We start from the raw sequence: 21306 nt of genomic DNA on the forward strand, positions 1-21306 counted from the left end.
CCTTCAAGCGAGCCGAGCACCGCAGGTCCGGCGAGGGCGAAGAGGTGCGGGTGTCTGAGCGCAGCGAGTTCCCGCACCGCCCCTCGACGGGCCGAGGAGCGCAGGGGACCGGTGCGCAGCGCCGGCTCGCGGCCGGCGGCGCGTTTCTTTTGGTTACTTTTCTTTTCGCGCGAAAAGAAAAGTAACGCCCATGAACCATCACGATCGCATCGGCATGGATCGGAGCGACAGCCCTGCGACCGTCACCGCCTCAACGCATTGATCGCCAGCAACACCCATCCGGCCATCATGCTGGTGCCCCCGATCGGCGCCATCCGCGTCGGCCACTGCCACAAGGCACCGCCCACCAGGCTGCCGGAAAACAGCAACACGCCCAGCAGCAGCACGTACAGCGCCAGGTGCGCGGTCGCCCCCTGCGCACGCGGGCCAAGCGCCACCAGCACCGCGCCATGCGCGAACGCATACAGTGCCGCCATGTTCAGGTGCTGCTGTGAAAGCGGGTCAGCCACACCGTGCGATGCGTAGGCGGACAGGCCGATCGATGCCGCCGCCAGCAGCGCACCAAGGCAGGCCAGCAGGGAAGGCTTACGTGCGCGACGTTCCAGGTTGAACATGGGGGCTCCTTGCACAGCGCCCTTTCCGGGCGCCAGATGAAAAAAAACGCGCCGCAATGAGCGGCGCGTTTTCGTGTCCAACACTACATGGGTCAGCCGAGGCTTACTTGACGGCCCAGTAGATGTCGTAGGTACCTTCCGGGGTGAACGACTTGTCGATGCCATCCTTCCAGGTTTCGTACGGACGGTCGATCACTTCGTTGCCGGAGGTCACAGCCCAGGCGCGCAGGCCGTTGCGGGCAACGTCCAGACCCGCCATGTGGCCGGTGTAGGCCGCATGTGCCGAGCGGTGCGGAGCCACGTGCACGTACTTCACCGGAGCGCCACCGTCGATCTTGACGGTCAGGGCCTCAGCGGTGGCACCTTCAGCACCCTTCTTCTTCACCGGCTGGGCGATGTCGAAGGCGTACTTCTCCTGGCCGAAGTCGGTGGTGATGATGCGGAACGGACCGGCGGCTTCAAGGCCATTGGCCTCCATCACGCGCTTGATCCACTCCTGGTTGTCCTTGATGGACTTGGTGATCGTGTCCTGACCGCGGTCCACGTTACCGGCGTTGACGACCAGCAGATCCTCAGCCGGCACATCGACGATGGCCAGATCGGTCAGCGGGGCTTCCGGCGTGCGGTAGTCGACGTTCGGGACGGTAGCCAGCATGTTGGCCATGCGCGACAGGCCCATCTTGATGTCGTCGCCGATCTGGCGGCTGACATACAGGCCTGCATAACGGCCGAACAGGTCGAAGCCGTACTTCACCGAGTAGTCCTGGGTGATCTTCACGTTGCGGCCACCCTTGCCGGTCGGCTCCAGGGTGAAGGTGGTGACCTTGTCGTGACCCTTGGTGGCGTCTTCGATGGCGATCGCAACGCGCTTGTTCTCTTCGGCGTCGGTGATCTTCCAGGAGCCGGTGCCCAGGTCCTTGGAGGTGAAGTCCAGGGTGGCACCCTTGCCGGAGGCCGGGCCGGACAGCTTCAGTTCAACGGCGGGATCGCGCAGTACCAGCGGGTTCCAGTCCTTGAAGCGGCGCAGGCTGCTGACCGTGTCGTACACGATCGTCATCTTGCGGTTGGTCTCGATGCTTTCGGTGATGTGACGCTCGCCCGGCAGACATACGCCAATGATGACGAACAGGCCAGCCACGATCCCCAAGGCGATCAGGAACTCGATAATACGGGTCATTCAGAGAGTCTCCGGGGCCGATCCCACGGCCGGGTTGATTGAAGCGAAGCGCCAATCCTAGCAGGCTTCGCGGGCATTGTTTATCGGGATTGGCGCACCGGTTTCCCTGCCGGCTGCGTATTTGTATGGACAAAGAATTCGAAGGGTAACGCATACCGCTACCCGGCAAGTAGGGGGGCACCTTGGCCGGAACCCCCTGCCACCACCCAAGTCTTTGTACCGAAACGATTTTCCTCAGACCAGCTGGAGTTCGAACGCCTTCAGTACCGCGCGCGTACGGTCGCGCACACCCAGCTTGGAGAGGATGTTGGACACGTGGTTCTTGATGGTGCCCTCGGCCACGCCCAGCGAGTTGGCGATCTCCTTGTTGGAGAAGCCGCTGGCCATCAGCCGCAGGATCTCGGTCTCGCGGTCGGTCAGCGGGTCCGGGCGGTCCAGGCTGACGAACTCGTTGCGCATGTGCTCCAGGCCCGACAACAGGCGCTGGGTCACCGCCGGCTGTACCAGCGAACCCCCTTCGGCCACGGTACGGATGGCACCGACCAGCTGTGCCAGGGTCACATCCTTGAGCAGGTAACCCTTGGCACCGGCCTTGAGGCCAGCCAGCACCAGCTGATCGTCATCGAAGGTGGTGAGGATGATGGTCGGCGGCAGCTGTTCCTGCCGCGACAGCACCTGCAGCGCTTCCAGTCCGGACATCACCGGCATGCGCATGTCCATCAGGACCACGTCGGGGCGCACCTGCGGGATCAGCTCGACCGCCTGCCGGCCATCGCCGGCCTCGGCCACTACCTCGATGCCATCGTCGAGCGCCAGCAGGGAGCGGATTCCCTGCCGCACCAGGGTTTGGTCATCGACCAGGCAGACGCGAATCATCAACGTACTCCTTCAGGAACCTTGGTAAGGGCGGCCACCAGCACCGTTGCCGGCACCGTTGCCCGCAGGCGGAAGCCTTCACCGGGACGGGTCTCGATCTGCAGCTGGCCACCACATTGTTGCAGGCGCTCGCGCATGCCGCGCAAGCCATTGCCCACATTGACCATGTCCGCGCCGACACCGTCGTCGCGGGCCTCCACCACCACCCGGTCCGGGGCTTCACGGTACACCTTGATCCACAGGTGGCGCGCACCGGCGTGGCGCACCGCGTTGGTGATGATCTCCTGGGTACAGCGCAGCAGGACGTGGGCCCGCTGGGGGTCCTCCACGTTCAGCGGATCCTCGATCTCCAGCTGGATGTCCAGCGAGGGCACGTTCTCGGTCAGCGGGCGCAGCGCCGCGGCCAGGTCGATCGCGCCGGTCTCGCGCAGCTGGCTGACCACCTCGCGCACGTTGCCCAGCAGCAGTTTGGCCAAGGTATGGGAGCGCTTCACGTGCTCCAGCGCCTGCCCTTCGGCCAGGTGCCCGGCCACTTCCAGGTTCAGGGTCAGCGCGGTCAGCTGGTGGCCCAGCAGGTCATGCAGCTCGCGCGAGATGCGGGTGCGCTCATTGACGCGGGCACTCTCGGCAAGCAAGGCGCGGGTGGCACGCAACTCTGAATTGAGCCGGCGCTGTTCGTCGCGCGCCTCGGTCTGCTGCCGGGCAACCAGGCTGGTCACGAAGATGAACATGGAAAAGCCGCCGTACAGCAGCGACTGCATCACCGCTTCGAACAACGGGAAGCGCAGCAGCAAGTAGTAGACCGGGGCCACCGCCAGTTGGCTGACCAGCAGCCACAGCACGCCCAGCCGCACCGACAGCATCCACGGGATGACCCCGGCGGCCACCATCATCAGGATGCTGCCCAGGCCCGAGCCGCTGAGGAAGCTGACGCCCAGCGCCGAAATCGTCAGCAGCAGCAGCAGGCCGCGGTCCAGCCAGCTGGTGGGGCTGTCGCTGCGCAGGATGCGGGTCAGCCAGTAATAGGAGGTGCCGAAGGACAGGTAGGCGACGAACAGCAGGACCGCCCAGCCACCCATGTCACCGCGGCTGTGCAGGTTCTCGAACTGCGAGTACGCCAGGGGCAGACCGACCATGACCCAGGTGAACAGGCCGGCCAGGCGAAGGACGCGGGTATGGCTGAGGACTCCCAACATGCCAGCACTCTACGGGCCCGGCCTGCACACCGCACCCCACGGAAGTCATGCCTGCCCGGTCGCCTGTTCATGCCGCAGCCCACCCCGGGCATGCAATAATCGTGCGCAGGGTCCCTTGATGGACCAACCGCGTTACCCCACGGAGTCACAATGTCGATTGTCATCCGCGACGTGCGCGAGCACGAGCTCGATTCCGTCCTGGCTTTGAACAACAACGCTGGCCTGGCCATCCTTCCCCTGGATGCGGCCCGTCTGCGCCTGTTCTATGAAACCGCTGAGTATTTCCGCGTCGCCGAGCGCGACGGCAACCTGGCCGGCTTCCTGATCGGCTTCGGCAGCGACAGCCAGCACGACAGCAGCAACTTCGCCTGGTTCAAGCAGCAGCTGGACACCCCCTTCTTCTACATCGACCGCATCGTGGTCGCCAGCCGCCGCCGCGGCGGTGGCGTCGGCCGTGCGTTCTATGCCGACGCGCAGAGCTTTGCCGAGCTGCGCTACCCGCAGATGACCTGCGAAGTCTTCCTCGACCACGGCGCCGATGCCGCCCTGCTCTTCCACGGCAGCTTCGGCTTCCGCGAGCTGGGCCAGAACACCATGGCCCAGGTCGATGTGCGTGCCAGCATGCTGGCCAAGGAACTGTGCAGCTACCCGTGGGTCCAGGAGACCTACGGCGGCAAGCTGCCGGATGTGGCATGGACACGCGCCCGGCAGCTGCCGGCGCAGGCACAGCGGCCGACGGGGACCTGAGCGTGGCGGTGAATTTCGATTACGAACAGGCCGGTGAACTGAAGATCGGCCAGGTGGGCATCGCCAACCTTCGCATCCGTACCCTTGATGTCGAACGCCTCGTGCAGGAAATGCGCGAGCGCGTGACCCGTGCGCCGAAGCTGTTCGGCCGCGCGGCGGTGATCCTCGATTTCGGCGGCCTGAGCCAGGTTCCGGACGTGGCCACTGCACAGGCGCTGGTCGATGGCCTGCGCAGCGCCGGCGTGCTGCCGGTGGCGCTGGCCTATGGCACCAGCGCGGTCGACCTGCTCTCGCAGCAGCTCGGCCTGCCGCTGCTGGCCAAGTTCCGCGCCCAGTACGAACGTGCCGAGGCCGAAACGGCCCCGCCGCCGCCCGCACCGGAACCGCGCCGCGCCGCGCGTGCCGAACCGAAGCCAGCCCCGGCCGCACCGGTAGCCAAGATCGCCGATGCAGCCGCGCCGCAGCCGGGCCGCATGCAGCTGGGCAACGTGCGTTCGGGCCAGCAGCTGTACGCGGAGAACTGCGACCTGACCGTGATGGCCACCGTCGGCGCCGGCGCCGAGGTCATCGCCGATGGCAGCATCCATATCTACGGCACCCTGCGCGGCCGCGCGCTGGCAGGGGCCCAGGGCAACACCGCGGCACGCATCTTCTGCCGTGATTTCCATGCGGAACTGGTGGCCATTGCAGGCCACTACAAGGTACTGGACGATGTTCCGGACAACCTGCGCGGCAAGGCCGTGCAGGTGTGGCTGGAACAGGACCAGATCAAGATCGCTGCGCTGGACTGACGCAGCCCCAAACTAATGCAGAACCAGGAGAAGTCCTTTGGCTGAAATCATCGTAGTCACCTCCGGCAAGGGCGGCGTGGGCAAGACCACTTCCAGCGCGAGCCTGGCCTGTGGCCTGGCGCGGCGCGGCAAGAAGGTGGCGGTGATCGACTTCGACGTCGGCCTGCGCAACCTCGACCTGATCATGGGGTGCGAACGCCGCGTGGTGTACGACTTCGTCAACGTCGTTCATGGCGAAGCCACCCTCAAGCAGGCCCTGATCAAGGACAAGCGCTTCGACAACCTGTATGTGTTGGCCGCCTCGCAGACCCGCGACAAGGACGCACTGACCCAGGAAGGCGTGGGCAAGGTCCTGAAGGACCTGGCCGCCGATGGCTTCGATTACATCATCTGCGACTCGCCGGCCGGCATCGAGAAGGGAGCATTCCTGGCGATGTACTTCGCCGACCGCGCCGTGGTGGTGGTGAACCCGGAAGTGTCCTCGGTGCGCGACTCCGACCGCATCATCGGGCTGCTGGACTCGAAGACCCACAAGGCCGAATCCGGCCAGAACGTGCCTGCCTTCCTGCTGCTGACCCGCTACACCCCGCTGCGCGTGGAAACCGGCGAGATGCTCAGCATCGCCGACGTCGAGGAAGTGCTGGGGCTGAAGGCCATCGGCGTGATCCCCGAATCGGGCGACGTGCTCAATGCCTCCAACAAGGGCGAACCGGTGATCCTGGATGTCGAATCCGCTGCCGGCCAGGCGTATGACGACGCCGTCGCGCGCATCCTCGGCGAAGATCGCCCGATGCGCTTCACCAGCGTCGAGAAGAAGGGCTTCTTCAGCAAGCTGTTCGGAGGGTAAGCATGGGCCTGTTCGATTTCCTCAAAGCGAAGAAGACCACCGCCGAAACCGCAAAGAACCGCCTGCAGATCATCATCGCGCAGGAACGCAGCCACCGCGGTGGCCCGGACTACCTGCCGCTGCTGCAGCGCGAGCTGCTGGAAGTGATCAAGAAGTACGTGAACATCGACGTCGATGCGGTGAAGGTCGACCTGGTGAAGGATGGCCAGCACGATGTGCTGGACATCTCCGTGGCGCTGCCTGAAGGCCCGGACAAACCCTGATGCCCCGCCCCGCCCGTGCCTGCATGGGCGGGGCCGCGTGACCTGCATGACCGATACGACAACCGCCGTGGACATCACCTGCGTGGGCGACATCGCCTTCGCCGACGCGCAGTGCCTGCTCGCCGCGCATGGCCTTCGCCTGCACCACGTGGCCGCAGGCGAACCGATTCCCGGCAGCTACTGGGGCGAGCCCGAGGCGGGCATCATCGCCAGCAATGTCTATGTGCGCGATGACACCCCGGTGCATTCGATGCTGCATGAAGCCTGCCACCTGATCGTATTGCCGCCGGAGCGGCGCGCGCAGGTGCACACCGACGCCACCGATTCGGTGGCCGAGGAAGATGCCACCTGCTACCTGCAGATCGTGCTGGCCGGGCGTTTGCCTGGTGTCGGCAGTGCGCGGTTGATGGCCGACATGGATGCCTGGGGGTACACGTATCGGCTGGGGTCGACACAGGCGTGGTTTGAGCAGGACGCCGAAGACGCGAAGGCGTGGTTGATCGAACGCGGGTTGCCGGTGGCGTAACGCATCGGTAGTGCCGGCCGCTGGCCGGCAACCTCATGAACCCGTGAAGCATTACCTGGTTGCCGGCCAGCGGCCGGCACTACCCCATCATCCCTGCCCTGCCAGCGCGCGCAGGGTGATGCCGACGATGTAAGCCAGGTACGTGCCGGTGGCGTAGCCCATCGTGCCCAGCAGCACGCCCACCGGCGCCAGTGCCGGATGGAACGCCGCGGCCACCACCGGCGCCGAGGCCGGTCCACCGATGTTCGACTGCGAACCGATGGCGAAATAGAAGAACGGCACCTTCAGCAGCTTGCCCAGGCACCACAGCAGCACGATGTGCACGGCAATCCAGATCAGGCCGAGCAGGAACAGCCACGGGCGGTCCAGCAGCGCCAGCAGATCCATCTGCATGCCGATGCAGGCGATCAGGAAGTACAGCAGCAGCGAGCCCAGGCGCGATGCGCCCGCGCCTTCCAGCGTGCGCGCACGGGTGAAGCTCAGGCTCAGGCCCAGCGTGGTCGACAGCACCACCACCCACACGAACGGCGCGTCCAGGCTGAACTGCGAGGCCCAGCTGACGTTGGCCTTGAACCATGCTGCCAGCGGCGCGCCGATGGCGTGCGAGAGGCCCACGCCGCCGAAGGCCACCGCCACGATCAGCATCAGGTCGGTGAGGCTGGGAATGCGCTCGTGTTCGGCCTGGAAGCGCGCGATGCGCTCCTTCAGTTCATCGATGGCCGAAGTATCGGCGCCACTGCGCGCGTCGATCTTCGCTGCCCGCCCCGCCAGGAAGATCAGTGCCGCCATCCACACGTAGCCGACACCGACATCGACCACCGCGAACTGGCCGAACGTGGTCGCATTGACGTCGAATACTTCGCGCATTGCCAGCATGTTGGCACCGCCACCGATCCAGCTGCCTGCCAATGCGGCCATGCCGGCCCAGGTGTCACCGGCCACGGTTTCCGGATGCAGCGCGCGCATCGCCAGGAACGCCACCACCGCACCGAGCATGATGCTGGCCGAGGCGCCCAGGTACATCAGCACCAGCTTCGGGCCCAGCCGCAGGATGCCCTTGATGTCCACCGCCAGGGTCAGCAGGATCAGCGCTGCCGGCAGCAGGATGTCGCGTGCGATCGGGTTGTAGAGCTTGGTGTTCTGCCCATCGATCAGGCCGCCGGTGTTGTAGATGCCGGGAATCAGGTAGCACAGCAGCAGCGCCGGCACGAACGTGTAGAAGCGCTTCCACAGGCCCTGCTCGCGCGACGCGGTCCAGAACACGGCGCCAAGGGTGGCGGCGATCAAACCGAAGACGACGATGTCGTTCTGGATCATGCAGGTGCTCTGGGTAGAGCCGGCCGCTGGCCGGCTGCTGTTGGCGGCGGATCATGAGGGTGTGCCGACCAACGGTCGGCCCCCACCGGTAAAGCAGATGGCGAAACAAAAGCGCCGCCCCGAAGGGCGGCGCTGCAGTCATCAGTTGCCGATGTGCTGCTTCAGCCAGGCATTGACGGTGTCATGCCACAGGATGCTGTTGTTCGGCTTCAGCACCCAGTGGTTTTCATCCGGGAAGTACAGGAACTTCGATTCGATGCCCTGACGCTGGGCAGCGGTGAACGCGGCCAGGCCCTGCTCGACCGGAATGCGGAAGTCCTGCTGGCCGTGGATGACCAGGATCGGCTTCTTCCAGTCCGCCACGTGGTTGACCGGGTTGAACTTCTCGTAGTTCGCGGCCTTCTGGTACGGCGTGCCGCCCTGCTCCCACTCGGTGAACCACAGCTCTTCGGTGGCGTAGCCCATCATGCGCTGGTCGAACACGCCGTCGTGGTTGACCAGGCACTTGAACGGGCTGTTCCAGTTGCCGGCGATCCAGTTGACCATGAAGCCGCCGTAGCTGGCGCCCAGCGCACAGGCCTTGTCACCGTTGAGGAAGGAGTACTTCTTCAGCGCCGCGTCCCAGCCCTTCTGCAGGTCTTCCAGCGGGCGGTCGCCCCAGTGCTGGCTGATCGCATCGGTGAAGGCCTGTCCGTAGCCTGTGGAACCGTGGAAGTCGATCATCACCACGGCGTAGCCCTGGCCCGCGTAGGTCTGCGGATTCCAACGGTAGCTCCAGCCATTGCCGAAGCTGCCCTGCGGGCCACCGTGGATCAGGAACGCGACCGGGTAGGACTTGCCTTCCTGGTAGTTGTGCGGCTTGACCACATAGCCATGCACGGTGTCGTTGTTCCAGCCCTTGAACTCGAACTGCTCGTAGTCGCCGAAGCTGACCTCCTTCAGCACCTCACCAGCGGCCGGGGTCAGCGCGCGCAGTTCGCCGATGGCCTCGCCCGCAGCCGGCAGCAGGCCGACCAGCACCTGGTCGTTGCTCTTCAGGCTGTTGCGGGTGATCGCCACGCTGTTGCCGGCCACATCCACCGAGGTCACGCTGCCGTCGCCGATCAGCCTGGTGGCCTTGCCGCTGGCCACGTCGATCTGGAACAGCGGGTGTTCGCCAAGGTCATCGGCCGTGGTGTAGATGCTGGCACCATCGGCGGACAGGGTGATGCCGCCCGCCGAGCGATCCCACTGCGGCGCAATTTCGCGGGTCTTGCCGCTGGCCAGGTCCATCGCCATCAGGCCGAAGCGGTCGGCCTCGAAGCCCGGGCGCTTCATCGCACGGTAGAACAGGGTCTTGCCGTCCGCACTGAACACAGGGCCGGCATCCCAGGCCGGGTTGGAGGCGGTCAGGTTGACCGGTGCCTGCTTGCCGGCGGCGTCGAAGCGGTACAGGTCGAAGTTGGTCGACCACGGCTCCTGCTTGCCGGCCACGCGGATGCTGGCCACCACGCTGGCGCCGTCCGGCGACCACGCGAAGTCATCATTGCCGCCGAACGGCTTGGACGGCGCATCACCATCGATGGTCGCGCTCAGCGCCGACGCGCCCTTGACCGCACCGGCCTTGGCCGTCGGCAGCGGAGCGACGAACAGGGTGTTGCGGCGACCGTCGTTCCAGGTGTCCCAGTGGCGCACGAACAGCGAATCCCACACCTGGCCGCTGGCCTTGGCGTCCTTCTTTTCCTTCAGTTTCTTCTCGGTGCAGGCCAGGTCCGAGGCACAGTCCTGGAACACGCCGGCGCTGAACAGCACGCGGTCGTCCTGCGGCGACACGTGGTAGCTGTCCACGTCGACCGGGAAATCGGTCAGCTGGCGCGGAGCACCGCCGCTGATCGGCTGCGCGTACAGCTGCTGGCTGCCGTTCCTGGCACTGAGGAAATACACGGTCTGGCCATCGGCCGACAGCGAAGCGGAATTGACGTTCCAGCCGGCCGGGGTGATCTGCTTCGGCGGCGCTGCATCGCGGGTGCGCAGGCTGCGCGCGAACAGCGCGGTGGAGGCCTTCAGGTTGGCATCGACGCTGCGCTTGGCGAACACCACGGTGCCACCGTCAGCGGTCAGCACCGGCGCGGAGACGCGGTCCATGGCCACCATGTCGCGGACTTCCAGGCCACGGGCAGCGGCGACGCTGGGCAGGGCGGCCAGCAGGCTCAGTGGCAGCAGGGCATGACGCAGTTTCATCGGGGTCTCCGCAGGACGGCAAAAAACCGATGGTAGGCCCGTGCGGCCGGGGCTGCCAAGGCCATCGGTCATGGCTGCAGACGGACAATCGCCAGAAACAGCAAACCGCGCCGAAGCGGGGTCTGCGGTAGTGCCGGCCGCTGGCCGGCAACCAGGGGTATCACGGGATTCCGGGATTGCCGGCCAGCGGCCGGCACTACCCGTTGAACCCAGGGGCAGAGCCCCCTTACGCCTTGGCGTACTTGCCGGTGCGGTAGATCAGCCAGCCGACCAAGAACAGCACGGCCAGGCCGATCCACTGCGCGCCCGGCAGGTGGAACGGCACGGCCAGCACGTCGGCGCGGCTGCTGACCACGATCGGAATCGCGATGGCGATGCCCATCAGCGCTTCGCCGGTGATCAGGCCGGCGGCGAACAGCACGCCCGGCTTGTGCACGCGGTCGCGGCCTTCTTCGTCATCGGCGCGCACCTTGTGGAAGCGCTCGACCAGGTGGGCGATCAGGCCGCCGAGGAAGATCGGCACCATCAGTTCCAGCGGCAGGTAGATGCCGATGGCGGCGGCCAGCACCGGCACGCGGAAGCGGGCGTTGCGCGCCTTCAGCCAGCTGTCGAAGGCGATGATGGCGGCACCGACCACGGCACCGATGCCGATGAAGGTCCACGGCAGTTCACCACCGAACAGGCCCTTGGCCACCGAGGCCATCAGGTTGGCCTGCGGTGCGGCCAGCGCGTTCGGGTGCAGCTCGGACTTCACGCCGATGCCGTAGGCGGTGGCCAGCAGGTTCAGCACCGGGGCCATGATCAGCGCACACGAGAAGGCACCGATGCCCAGCATCAGCTGCTGCTTCCACGGGGTGGCGCCGACGATGTAGCCGGCCTTGAGGTCCTGCAGGTTGTCACCACCAACCGCAGCGGCGCAGCACACCACCGCGCCGATCATGATGGCGGCCACGGCGCCCAGCGGCGCGCCGCCGGCACCGACCGGCTTCAGGCCGTCGGCGCCCAGCAGCACGACCAGCACGGCCGAGGCGAACAGGATGGTGGAGATGGTGATGCCCGACACCGGGTTGTTGGACGAACCGATCAGGCCGGCCAGGTAGGCCGAGACCGAAACGAACAGGAAGCCGGCGACGATCATGATGAGGGTCATCGGGATCGACACGTGCCACTGGCCGACGATGGCCTGGTACAGGGCCAGCAGCGGCAGCACGAAGACCACCAAGGCCACCAGCATCCACTTCATCGGCAGGTCGCGCTCGGTGTGCGCCAGCACCGGGCCACCGCTCTTGCGGGCGGCGGCAAAGCCGCTCTTGACGCCGTTGAGCAGCGACTTGCGCAGCGAGATCAGGGTCCAGATGCCACCGATCAGCATCGCGCCGACACCCAGGTAGCGCATCTTCGCGCCCCAGATGGCGAACGCCGCCTCGGTGGACGAAGCCGCGGCAACCGACGCGGCCAGTGCCGGATCGGTGTTCATGAAGAACGCCTGGTAGATCGGAATGGCGATGTGCCAGGTCAGGATCGAACCGGACACCACCACGATGCCGACGTTGAGGCCGACGATGTAGCCCACGCCCAGCAGTGCCGGCGACAGGTTGGTACCGATGAAGGCGGTGACCTTGGAGCTGCCGACGTAGGCCGAAGTGGCCCAGGCATCCGGGATCAGGCGCATGCCGCTTTCCGCGGCCAGCTTGACGAAGGCACCGATCACCGCCGACAGGCCGAGGATCTTCAGGCCCGGGCCCGGATTCTCACCGGCCTTGAGCACTTCGGCCGCAGCCTTGCCTTCCGGGAACGGAAGCGGGTCTTCGACGATCATCGAACGACGCAGCGGCACCGAGAACAACACGCCCAGCAGGCCGCCGAGGCCGGCGATGCCGAGCACCCACCAGTACTTGAAGTCCGGCCAGTAGCCCATGATCACCAGCGCCGGGATGGTGAAGATCACACCGGCGGCGATCGACGAACCGGCCGAAGCGCCGGTCTGCACGATGTTGTTTTCAAGGATGGAGCCACCGCCCAGCAGGCGCAGCACGCCCATGGAAATCACCGCGGCGGGAATGGCGGTGGCGATGGTCAGGCCTGCGAACAGACCGAGGTAGGCGTTTGCGGCCGACAGCACCACCGCCAGCACGATGGCCAGGGCCACTGCGCGGAAGGTGAGCTGCTTGGGCGCAGCGTCGTGGTTCATGGAAGCCCCTGCTGGCAAAAAATCCCTTGCACGCTAGCGTTCAGGAGGCAGCAAGTCCAGTGCGGTTCGGGAGGGTTGCGGCCAGGTCGGCAGTGAGATAGTCGCTTCCAGCCAAACTCGGCCAACGCATCAAGCGCATGGGGCACATGCCGGAGGGCTGCCGGGCCTCGCGGTCTCTTTGTCCTGCAGGGGCCCGGCCAACCAGTACTGCAGCATTCCAGCCATCATCGTTTGAAGTGCCTCAACGCCCCGTGCATCGTGTTCATGATCTGAACCGATGACGCTGAGCCGCCCGATGAACAACCCACTGCGGATCCGCCCGATCAAATCACCGGTCGTGGCTGTCGTGACCCTGACCTGCCTGATGCCGCTTTGCGATTACGCATCTGCCTGGAGCCGCATTGGCGCAGTCGAGATCACCGACCACGCCGGCAAACCTTGTTTCGGACTACCCAGGAAGGAGCGCAAGCGTATCGGTAAAACTCCGGAGGTGTTTGGTGTGGAGGTGCATGACGCAATTACTCCACCGCTGCGGCGGCAATGGTCGTTCTACTTTGCCCATCCCGCATCAATCCCACTTCCACCCGGAGCCTGCGTGGTCTACGGAGAAGTGCCAGCCAACGCCATTTCAAGGCAGACGGCGATGCCGCTGCAGCCCGGACGCCTGTACGACGTTTCGCTGTCGGCCACCAGGACCGGCGCCACGCAACACCACAGCGCCCGATTCTGCTTGAAGGCCAACCCCGACGGGAGCCTGCGAGCGATCCAGGTCCACTACGACGAGGCGCTGGGCTGGAGCCCCTCGGTTTGCCTGCCCTGAGCCGACGCGCGCGCTCGTCGGAACCGCCCAGCACGCGCTGGAAAGACGCAATTGTTATGTTATATCCTGTCACGCCGACCGAACCTCGCACGTGGCCCCTTCCCCCACTACCCGCCTGGCCTCCATCGACCAGCTGCGCGGCACCGTGATGCTGTTGATGTTGCTCGACCACGTGCGCGAGACCTTCTTCCTGCAGCACCAGGTGAGCGACCCGATGGACGCGGCGACGGTCTCCCCCGCGCTGTTCGCCTGCCGTCTGCTGGCCCACCTGTGCGCACCCGTGTTCGTCCTGTTGACCGGCCTGTCGGCCTGGCTGTACGGCCAGCGCCAGGCGGATCCGCGCCGGGCCACGGCCGCGTTCCTGCTCAAGCGCGGGCTGTTCCTGGTCGTGCTGGAACTGACCCTGGTGAATTTCGCCTGGACCTTCCAGCTGCCGCCGGAAACCCTGTACCTGCAGGTGATCTGGGCCATCGGGCTGAGCATGATCGCGCTGGCCGGGCTGCTTTGGCTGCCACGCCCGGCCCTGCTGGTGCTGGCAATCGCGGTGGTGGCCGGGCACAACCTGTTCGACGGCTTGCGGGTGCAAGGCGATGGCCTGCTGGCGGTGCTGTGGAAAGTGCTGCACCAGCGCGACTGGATCGAGGCCGGCGCACTGCGCCTGCGCACCTCCTATCCGGTGCTGCCGTGGATCGGGGTGATCGCCCTGGGTTATCTGATGGGGCCCTGGTTCGCCCGCGAGCGCGCGCCGGCGCAGCGCCATCACTGGCTGCTGTGGGCAGGCGTCGGCGCGCTGGCCCTGTTCGCCTTACTGCGGTTCGCCAACGAGTACGGGGATGCTCCTTGGCAGTACCAGACCACAGCACTGCGCACCTGGCTGAGCATCCTCAACATCACCAAGTACCCGCCGTCTCTGCAGTTCCTGCTGTTGACCCTGGGCGTGGGGTTGTTGCTGCTGCGCCTGTACGAATGGCCGCCACTGGCGCGTGCGCTGCGCCCGCTGGCCGATATCGGCGCCGCGCCGATGTTCTTCTACCTGCTGCACCTGTATGTGTTGAAGGCGCTGTACCTGGGCGCGCTGGCGGCCTGGGGGCCGACCCATGGCGAGTTGTATGCCCTGGATTCGGTCAGCGGCCTGCTGCTGGTGGCCTGTGCGCTGGCGGTGGTGCTGTACCCGCCGACCCGGGCATTCGCGCGGTTCAAGGCGCGAAGGCGTGACCTGCCGTGGTTGCGGTACCTGTGATCGCCCAGGCCAGTCCGGCAATCCACGCATGGCGTGGATCTACTGAAAGCGGATCGGGCCACAGGCCTATAATTCCGCGATGAATTCCACCGCTATCGCTTCCGACGACTTCCTGGGCCACCCCAAAGGCGTCTATGTCTGCTTCTTCACCGAAATGTGGGAGCGCTTCTCCTTCTACGGCATGAAGGCGCTGTTGCTGCTGTACCTGACCAAGTACCACCTGTTCGGCGACAAGGCCGGCCTGGACCTGCTCGGCGCCTACGGTGGCCTGGTGTACTGCATCCCTGTATTCGGCGGCATGCTGGCCGACCGCTGGCTGGGCATGCGCCGGGCCGTGCTGTTCGGCGGCATCCTGCTGGTACTCGGCCACCTCGGCATGGCCTTCGAAGGCCACGCTGCGTACCGGGTGAACGGCGAAGTGGTGCGCGACACCTCGGCACTGGCGGTGACCTACCTGTCGCTGGCGCTGATCATCATGGGCGTCGGTTTCCTGAAACCGAACATCTCCACCATTGTCGGCAAGCTGTACGCCAAGGACGATCCGCGCCGCGATTCGGGTTTCTCGCTGTTCTACGCCGGCATCAACCTGGGCGCGCTGTTCTCATCGCTGGTGTGCGGCTTCCTCGGCGAGGCCTACGGCTGGAAGTACGGTTTCGGTGCGGCCGGCATCGGCATGCTGGCCGGCCTGGCCATGTTCCTGTGGGGCCAGAAGTACCTGCAGGGCCACGCCGAGCCGCCGCAACCGGCGGCGTTGAAGCAGAAGGTGCTGGGCCTGCCGCGCGAATGGCTCATCTATCTGTGCGCAGTGCTCGGTGTGTTGCCGGTGGCGTGGCTGATGTGGGCGGCCGGCAACGGCGCGTTCGCGCTGGGCGGTGAAATCAGCCTGGCACTGATGTTGATGGTGGTGGTGCTGGGCGGCGTGCTGGTCTGGTTCGCCTGGTTCACCGGCAGCAAGTGCACGCCGGTACAGCGCCAGCAGATGATCGCGCTGATGGTGCTGATCTTCATGGCGCTGGTGTTCTTCACCATGTACGAGCAGTCCTACGGCTCGTGGGTGACCTTCACCGACCGGCTGCTGACCAAGGACATCGTGCCCTCGCTGGTGATCACCGGCGGTACGCCGCTGCCGTGGTCGATCCTCTCACTGCTGCTGGCACCGCTGGGCTTCGTGGTCAGCGCGCGGTTGTCCGAGCGTCGTCCGGGTTCGGCTGCGCCGCGCACGTTCTTCGCCGCCATCGTCGTGCTGATGCTGGTGCTGCTGGTGCGCGACTGCCTGGTGATTCCGCAGACCGCCGGCTCGCTGACCTATCTCGGCGGCCTGTTCCTGGTGCTGCTGGCACCGGCCTTCGCCGCACTGTGGACGTGGATGGACCGCCGCGGCTGGGAACCGGGCAAGCCGGTCAAATCAGCCTGGGGCCTGGTGATCGGCGCACTGTCGTTCGTGCCGCTGGCACTGGCCGCGCAGCAGGTGGGCGCTACCGGCGAGATGGCCAGCGTGTGGTGGCTGGTGCTGGCCTACTTCCTGCTGGCCAGTGGCGAGATGTGCCTGTCGCCGGTCGGCCTGTCGGCGGTGACCCAGTTGGCCGTGCCGCGGGTGATGAGCCTGATGATGGGCACCTGGTTCCTGGCCACCGCCTTCTCGGAGACGCTGGCCGCGCTGTTCGGCAAGCTGGCCGCGATCGAGGTGCCGGAAGGCGAATCGCTGGACATGGTGGCCGCCGCCGGTGCCTATGCGCACCTGTTCTGGCTGCTGATGTGGATCGGCCTGGGCTGTGCGCTGGCCGCTTTCATTGCCGCACCACTGTTGAAGAAGATGATGCACGGGGTGAAGTAAGCCCACGCACAGGCAGGAACCGGGGCGGCGGTTGGATCATCCGCCGCCCTTTGCGTTACGGCGCCCTGCCCTTGCCGTCCGCAGCCGCAGTCGTGGCGGTCTTGCCACCCAGGCTGCGCGACAGGAACGCCAGCAGCTTGCCGTAGTACTCGCTGCGATGGGCCTGGGTATAGAAGCCGTGCCCTTCGGTCTTGTAGTACAGGCTTTCCACCGGCGTACCGGCACGCTTGAGCGCCGCTTCCATGCGTTCGGTGTGCTGGATCGGGGCGCGCTTGTCCTGACCCCCGGCCGCCAGGAACACAGGCACCTTGATCCGCTCGGCCAGGTTGACCGGCGAGACCGCGCCCAGCGTGGCCGGATCACCCAGCCACTCGCGCAGGTAGCTCATTCCGGAATCGCGGTCCTGGATATCGCCGCCAGTAAACATCAGCGGCAGGTCGTAGACGCCCACATAGCCGGCCGCGCACTGGTACAGCCCCGGTTCGCGCGCGGCGCCCATCATCGCCGAGTAGGCGCCGTAGCTGGCACCGTAGATGCAGATGCGCCGGGCATCGGCGATGCCTTCGCTGATCGCCCAGCGCGTGGCGTCGGTCACGTCGTCCTGCATCGCGCGCCCCCACTGTTTGAGTGCTGCCCGGCTGTGCGCACGGCCGTAGTTGCCCGAGCCGCGGAAATTGATCTGCAGCACGGCGTAGCCGGCAGCGGCCAGCAACTGGTTCTCGTGGTCGAAACTGCCGTTGTCGAATATCCCGATCGGCCCACCATGCGGCACCACCACCATCGGCAGGTCACGGCCAGTGCTGCCATGCGGGACTGTCAGGAATCCATGGAGCTCCAGCCCGTCACGCGCCTTCAGCAGGACCGGCCGCACCGACGCAGTGGTCTCCGGATCAATCCATTCGCTGCGCGCCATCAGGAAGCGCGCCTGGTTGCGGTCGCGGTCGTAGAGGTAGAACTCGCCCGGATTGGAACCGGACCCGGTTTCCACCAGCAGCCGGCGACCGTCGCGGGTACTGGAGGTGATGAATACTGCATGCCCGGGGAAGGCCGCCTCCAGGCTGCGGTACAACCGTGCCTCGTCCGAGCTTTCGTCGAAGAACCGGGTATGCGGCGTGTTTCCCAGGAACAGCGCGCCGACCGGCACGGTGCTGCCCGGGCTGCGGATCAGTCGTGCCGGATCGACAACCTCATCGCGCAGCACGACCTTGCGCTCCTGCGTGGCCGGGTTCCAGCTGACGATGGCATCGGGGCCGCTGGCCTGCTCGCTGAGCAGGTAGGCCAGCTGGCCGTCGGCGGAAAAGCCCAGCGCCGCCTCGCTGCGACCACTCCGTTTCTCATCGTTGACCAGCGCCCAGTCGCCACTGTTGCGGTGGTAGAGCCGATGGACGTTGTCAGTACCGGCGCCCTGTACGAAACGTACGTCGCCGCGGGCATCCACCACATAGGAGGCACCCGGCATCGGCGCGCGGGCCAGCAGCCGCTGCTTGCCGCTTGCCAGTTCCAGCTGGGCCGCATAACCGTTGGCATCCAGCCGCGATCCGCCTACCGCGATGACCACGTGCGCATCGTCGCCAGGCAGGGCGTCACTGAGGAACGCCGCGGCCGACGTCCGGTACTTGGGCCGCACGCGCAGGCCAAGGTCGCGGTAGCCCACCAGTAGTTGCGGTCGTCCGGTGCGTGCATCCAGTGTCAGCAGCTCGCCGGTGGCCCACGGCGCGTCGCGGGTACCGAACTTCTGCGCCAGACCGAACATCACCTGATCGTTGTTGACCCAGTGCAGGCCGAAGACATGCGAATTGAGTGGTGGGCGCAGGTTGCCCACCGGCGTGTTGTCGTCCGTACGAAGGATGATCACAGCGGTGAAGCCGTCCGCAGGCACGGTCGCGGCCAGATAATCGCCCCCGGGAGACAGCATGACATCGCCGAACTTGTCCGCTCGCACATAGGCGCCCAGATCGATCGCAGCAGCGGTTCCACACCACAATCCCGCCACGATGATGGCGGCCAGCCAGCGCTTGTGCATCCTTCTCTCCCCCTGCCTGGACCCCTTGTCCCGGCTGGCCGATTCTAGGCAGGCCAGTGCCCGGCCCGCCAGTGGCGCACAAAAAACGACGGCACCGTTGCCGGTGCCGTCGTTACCACTACCTTGGAGAGAGAGTCAGGACGTGGGTTCGGGGGGCGTGCGCGGGGTCAGTGGACCCCGCGCACCGCCAATGTGAGGGCCAGGATGCTGAGGATCACCGCGATGGTGCCGTCGAGCACGCGCCAGGTGCTGGGCTTGGTGAACAGCGGCGCCAGCAGGCGCGCGCCCAGGCCCTGCGCGGTCAGCCACAGGCAACTGGCGGTGACCACACCGGCAGCGAAGGCCATGCGGGCGTTGCCGAAGTTCTCGGCGATCGAACCGATCACCATCATGTCCAGCCAGAAGTGCGGGTTGATCAGCGAGAAACCGACTGCGGCCATCAGCACCGCGCGGCGGCTGCCGTCGTCGCTGTCAGCCTCGCCCATGCCGCCGCCACCGGCGATCGCGCGGCGCGCCGACTTCATCGCGTACCAGGCCAGGAACGCCACGCCGGTCCACAGCACGGCGGTGGTCAGCCACGGCAGCGTCGAAGTGAGCGTGCGCAGGCCGGCCACGCTGGCAAAGATGAAGATCGCATCGATGGCCGCACAGGTGGCGACCACCGGCACGATGTGCTTGCGCAGGATGCCCTGGCGCAGGATGAAGGCGCTCTGGGCGCCGACCACGGCGAACAGGCCGATGCCGGTAGCTGCACCAGAGAACCAGGCACCGAGGCCGGTGCTGGCGAAGATGACCGAGAACATGGGATTCACTGCCTTTACTTGCTTGGGGGGACGGTGCCTCGCGAAGGCGGACAGCACCGGAACGAGCGCCATTGTCGCGCCGCAACATGAAAAAGACGAGCTAAACTTCCTAAACCAACATTAGCGGAACTTAATTCGATGCGTATCGACCATGCCCAGCTGCGTGCCCTGGCCGCAGTGATCCGCGAAGGCAGCTTCGACCGCGCCGCGCAGTCGCTGAATGTCACCCCGTCCGCCATCTCGCAGCGGGTCAAGGCGCTGGAGGACCGGATCGGCCGGCTGCTGGTCAAGCGCGGCACCCCGGCCACCGCCACCGCCGAGGGGCAGTTGCTGGTGCAGCTGGCCGAGCAGACCGCCCTGCTCGAGCACGATGCGCTGCACCGGATGGGCCTGGCCGACGAGGACCTGCCACAGGCCAGCATCCCGGTGGCGGTGAACCACGACAGCCTGGAAACCTGGTTCCCGCAGGCGGCCTACCAGTTCGCGCAGACCACCGGCACTACGCTGGACCTGCGCGTTGAGGACCAGGACCACACCGTCGAACTGCTGCGCCAGGGCACGGTGCTGGGCGCGGTGACCACCCTGGACGAGCCGGTGCAGGGCTGCCAGATCCATGCGCTGGGCAGCATCCGGTATGCCGCCACCTGTACACCCGAATTCCGCGAGCGTCATTTCGCCAAGGGCGTGACCGCGCAGGCGCTGGCGCAGGCACCGGTGCTGGTGTTCAACCGCAAGGACGACATGCAGTCGCGCTTCGCCCGGCGCATGGCCGGCGACGACCTGCCCAGCACCGCACCGACCTGGTGGATTCCCTCCACCCGGGCCTTCGTGCAGGCCAACCTCGGCGGCATGGGCTGGACGATGAATCCGTTGCCGCTGGTCAAGCGGCACCTGGACGCGGGCCGCCTGGTCTACGTACGGCAGCGCGCATGGGAAGACGTGCCGCTGTACTGGCAGCATTGGAAGGGCGACGTGCAGACCATGGCCTTGCTGACCCGCGCGGTGCTGGAGGCCTCCTCGGCACTGATCCGGCGCAAGCGCTGAAAAGGGGACGGAGGGGATTAGGTCGTATAAGGCCCAAGCGACACATCGGGCAAAGACGACTTAATCCCCTCCGTCCCCTTTTTGCTCCATCCAATCTCCATCAACCCTCCACACCGGGTCCATGCGTGATGCGGATACTGGCGGGCCAATCACTACAAGGGTGTCCGGTATGCCGATAGCCGTCCGCGATGCGCGCCCCGAAGATGCCGCCGCCTGCATCGACCTGCGCGGGCGCACCCGCGAAAACGCCTTCAGCGCCGCGCAGTTGGCAGAGCTGGGCATCACCGAGGGCAGCTGGGCAGCCGGCATCGCCCAGGGCGATTCGATCGGCCGCGTCGCCTGGGAGGGCGAGCGCATGGCCGGCTATTGCTTCGCCGACCGCGACAGCGGCGAGGTGCTGGTGCTGGCCCTGCTGCCCGAGTATGAAGGCCGCGGCATCGGTCGGCAGCTGCTGCAGGACGTGGTCAGCCTGACCCGCGATGCCGGCCACCAACGCCTGTTCCTGGCCTGTTCGGCCGACCCACGCTCGCGCTCGCATGGCTTCTACCGGCGCCTGGGCTGGCGCCCGACCGGGCAGGTCGACGAGGCCGGTGACGAGATTCTTGAGCTGGTCTGAGTGAAGCTGTCGCCAGGGATGGCCCGACGCTGGCAAGGCTTCGTTCGCCGGGTATCACCCGGCGCCAGCGGGTGAGGATGGCGCGAAACGCCGGATGCTGCGTTGCATCAAAAACAGACCGGATCCGGTTAGAATCGCATATGGATGCTGCAAGGCGTTGT

At 66.2% G+C, this 21306-nt stretch carries 19 protein-coding genes; 10 read left to right on the forward strand and 9 right to left on the reverse strand.

The genetic code is table 11. The features are described from left to right. Positions 1 to 242: 242 nt before the first annotated feature. The 4 genes from H4O10_RS12640 to H4O10_RS12655 form a co-directional block, all read right to left on the reverse strand. The gene (locus tag H4O10_RS12640; RefSeq protein ID WP_033833348.1) at positions 243 to 614 is read right to left on the reverse strand and encodes a DUF423 domain-containing protein; all 372 of its coding nucleotides are present in this window, start codon (positions 612 to 614) and stop codon (positions 243 to 245) included. A 103-nt stretch (positions 615 to 717) separates the two neighbouring features. Beyond that, positions 718 to 1791 (reverse strand): SRPBCC family protein, encoded by a 1074-nt coding sequence (locus H4O10_RS12645; RefSeq protein WP_005408538.1) that lies wholly within the window; start codon positions 1789 to 1791, stop codon positions 718 to 720. Positions 1792 to 2025: 234 nt separating this feature from the next. Beyond that, positions 2026 to 2667, reverse strand: coding sequence for a response regulator transcription factor (locus H4O10_RS12650; RefSeq protein ID WP_005408537.1), 642 nt, complete (start codon positions 2665 to 2667; stop codon positions 2026 to 2028). Next, on the reverse strand, positions 2667 to 3863 hold the full coding sequence (locus H4O10_RS12655; protein ID WP_005408536.1) for a sensor histidine kinase: 1197 nt from the start codon (positions 3861 to 3863) through the stop codon (positions 2667 to 2669). The genes H4O10_RS12650 and H4O10_RS12655 overlap by 1 nt, the downstream gene beginning before the upstream one ends. 150 nt (positions 3864 to 4013) lie before the next feature. On the opposite strand from H4O10_RS12655, the gene H4O10_RS12660 reads away from it, so the two are divergent. From H4O10_RS12660 to H4O10_RS12680, 5 genes are read left to right on the forward strand one after another with little or no spacing between them, the layout of a single operon-like run. Beyond that, entirely contained in the window at positions 4014 to 4610 is a 597-nt protein-coding gene (locus H4O10_RS12660; protein WP_005408535.1) for a GNAT family N-acetyltransferase, read from the forward strand. Then, positions 4556 to 5401 carry a septum site-determining protein MinC gene (gene minC, locus H4O10_RS12665; RefSeq protein ID WP_049403214.1) on the forward strand — a complete coding sequence of 282 codons (846 nt, stop codon included), beginning with the start codon at positions 4556 to 4558 and terminating at the stop codon, positions 5399 to 5401. Before H4O10_RS12660 ends, minC begins: the two co-directional genes overlap by 55 nt. Positions 5402 to 5438: 37 nt before the next feature. Further along, positions 5439 to 6248 carry a septum site-determining protein MinD gene (minD, locus tag H4O10_RS12670; protein WP_005408533.1) on the forward strand — a complete coding sequence of 270 codons (810 nt, stop codon included), beginning with the start codon at positions 5439 to 5441 and terminating at the stop codon, positions 6246 to 6248. Positions 6249 to 6250: 2 nt separating this feature from the next. After that, positions 6251 to 6511, forward strand: a complete 261-nt coding sequence (minE, locus tag H4O10_RS12675; RefSeq protein WP_005408532.1) for a cell division topological specificity factor MinE — start codon at positions 6251 to 6253, stop codon at positions 6509 to 6511. Between the two features lie 46 nt (positions 6512 to 6557). Beyond that, positions 6558 to 7037, forward strand: coding sequence for a hypothetical protein (locus H4O10_RS12680; protein WP_049430359.1), 480 nt, complete (start codon positions 6558 to 6560; stop codon positions 7035 to 7037). A gap of 87 nt (positions 7038 to 7124) precedes the next feature. Here the strand turns inward: H4O10_RS12680 and H4O10_RS12685 are convergent, their stop codons facing one another. The 3 genes from H4O10_RS12685 to H4O10_RS12695 all read right to left on the reverse strand — a co-directional run bounded on the left by H4O10_RS12685 (position 7125) and on the right by H4O10_RS12695 (position 12765). Then, on the reverse strand, positions 7125 to 8354 hold the full coding sequence (locus H4O10_RS12685) for a DUF819 family protein (protein WP_049454813.1): 1230 nt from the start codon (positions 8352 to 8354) through the stop codon (positions 7125 to 7127). Positions 8355 to 8495: 141 nt separating this feature from the next. Further along, positions 8496 to 10574, reverse strand: coding sequence for a S9 family peptidase (locus tag H4O10_RS12690; RefSeq protein ID WP_049454815.1), 2079 nt, complete (start codon positions 10572 to 10574; stop codon positions 8496 to 8498). 226 nt (positions 10575 to 10800) lie between these two features. Next, complete coding sequence (locus tag H4O10_RS12695; RefSeq protein ID WP_005408528.1) at positions 10801 to 12765, reverse strand: oligopeptide transporter, OPT family; 1965 nt, start codon at positions 12763 to 12765, stop codon at positions 10801 to 10803. A 277-nt stretch (positions 12766 to 13042) separates the two neighbouring features. Between H4O10_RS12695 and H4O10_RS12700 the strand changes: the two genes are divergently transcribed. The 3 genes from H4O10_RS12700 to H4O10_RS12710 all read left to right on the forward strand — a co-directional run bounded on the left by H4O10_RS12700 (position 13043) and on the right by H4O10_RS12710 (position 16659). After that, a complete protein-coding gene (locus H4O10_RS12700) occupies positions 13043 to 13585 on the forward strand; it encodes a hypothetical protein (protein ID WP_239667832.1) in 543 nt (180 codons plus the stop codon). A 91-nt stretch (positions 13586 to 13676) separates the two neighbouring features. Then, the gene (locus H4O10_RS12705) at positions 13677 to 14825 is read left to right on the forward strand and encodes a heparan-alpha-glucosaminide N-acetyltransferase domain-containing protein (RefSeq protein WP_033833345.1); all 1149 of its coding nucleotides are present in this window, start codon (positions 13677 to 13679) and stop codon (positions 14823 to 14825) included. A gap of 79 nt (positions 14826 to 14904) precedes the next feature. Beyond that, positions 14905 to 16659 (forward strand): oligopeptide:H+ symporter, encoded by a 1755-nt coding sequence (locus H4O10_RS12710; RefSeq protein ID WP_033833344.1) that lies wholly within the window; start codon positions 14905 to 14907, stop codon positions 16657 to 16659. A 55-nt stretch (positions 16660 to 16714) separates the two neighbouring features. On the opposite strand, the gene H4O10_RS12715 is transcribed toward H4O10_RS12710, so the two are convergent. Then, on the reverse strand, positions 16715 to 18682 hold the full coding sequence (locus H4O10_RS12715; RefSeq protein WP_182681055.1) for a prolyl oligopeptidase family serine peptidase: 1968 nt from the start codon (positions 18680 to 18682) through the stop codon (positions 16715 to 16717). 167 nt (positions 18683 to 18849) lie between these two features. Then, positions 18850 to 19485 (reverse strand): LysE family transporter, encoded by a 636-nt coding sequence (locus tag H4O10_RS12720; protein WP_049454819.1) that lies wholly within the window; start codon positions 19483 to 19485, stop codon positions 18850 to 18852. Between the two features lie 138 nt (positions 19486 to 19623). Between H4O10_RS12720 and H4O10_RS12725 the strand changes: the two genes are divergently transcribed. After that, complete coding sequence (locus H4O10_RS12725; protein ID WP_005408522.1) at positions 19624 to 20529, forward strand: LysR family transcriptional regulator ArgP; 906 nt, start codon at positions 19624 to 19626, stop codon at positions 20527 to 20529. A 169-nt stretch (positions 20530 to 20698) separates the two neighbouring features. Then, positions 20699 to 21145 (forward strand): GNAT family N-acetyltransferase, encoded by a 447-nt coding sequence (locus H4O10_RS12730; RefSeq protein ID WP_049454821.1) that lies wholly within the window; start codon positions 20699 to 20701, stop codon positions 21143 to 21145. Positions 21146 to 21306: the final 161 nt, after the last annotated feature.

The sequence above is a fragment of the Stenotrophomonas sp. I18B00994 genome, assembly GCF_014145825.1.
Lineage (GTDB): Bacteria > Pseudomonadota > Gammaproteobacteria > Xanthomonadales > Xanthomonadaceae > Stenotrophomonas > Stenotrophomonas maltophilia.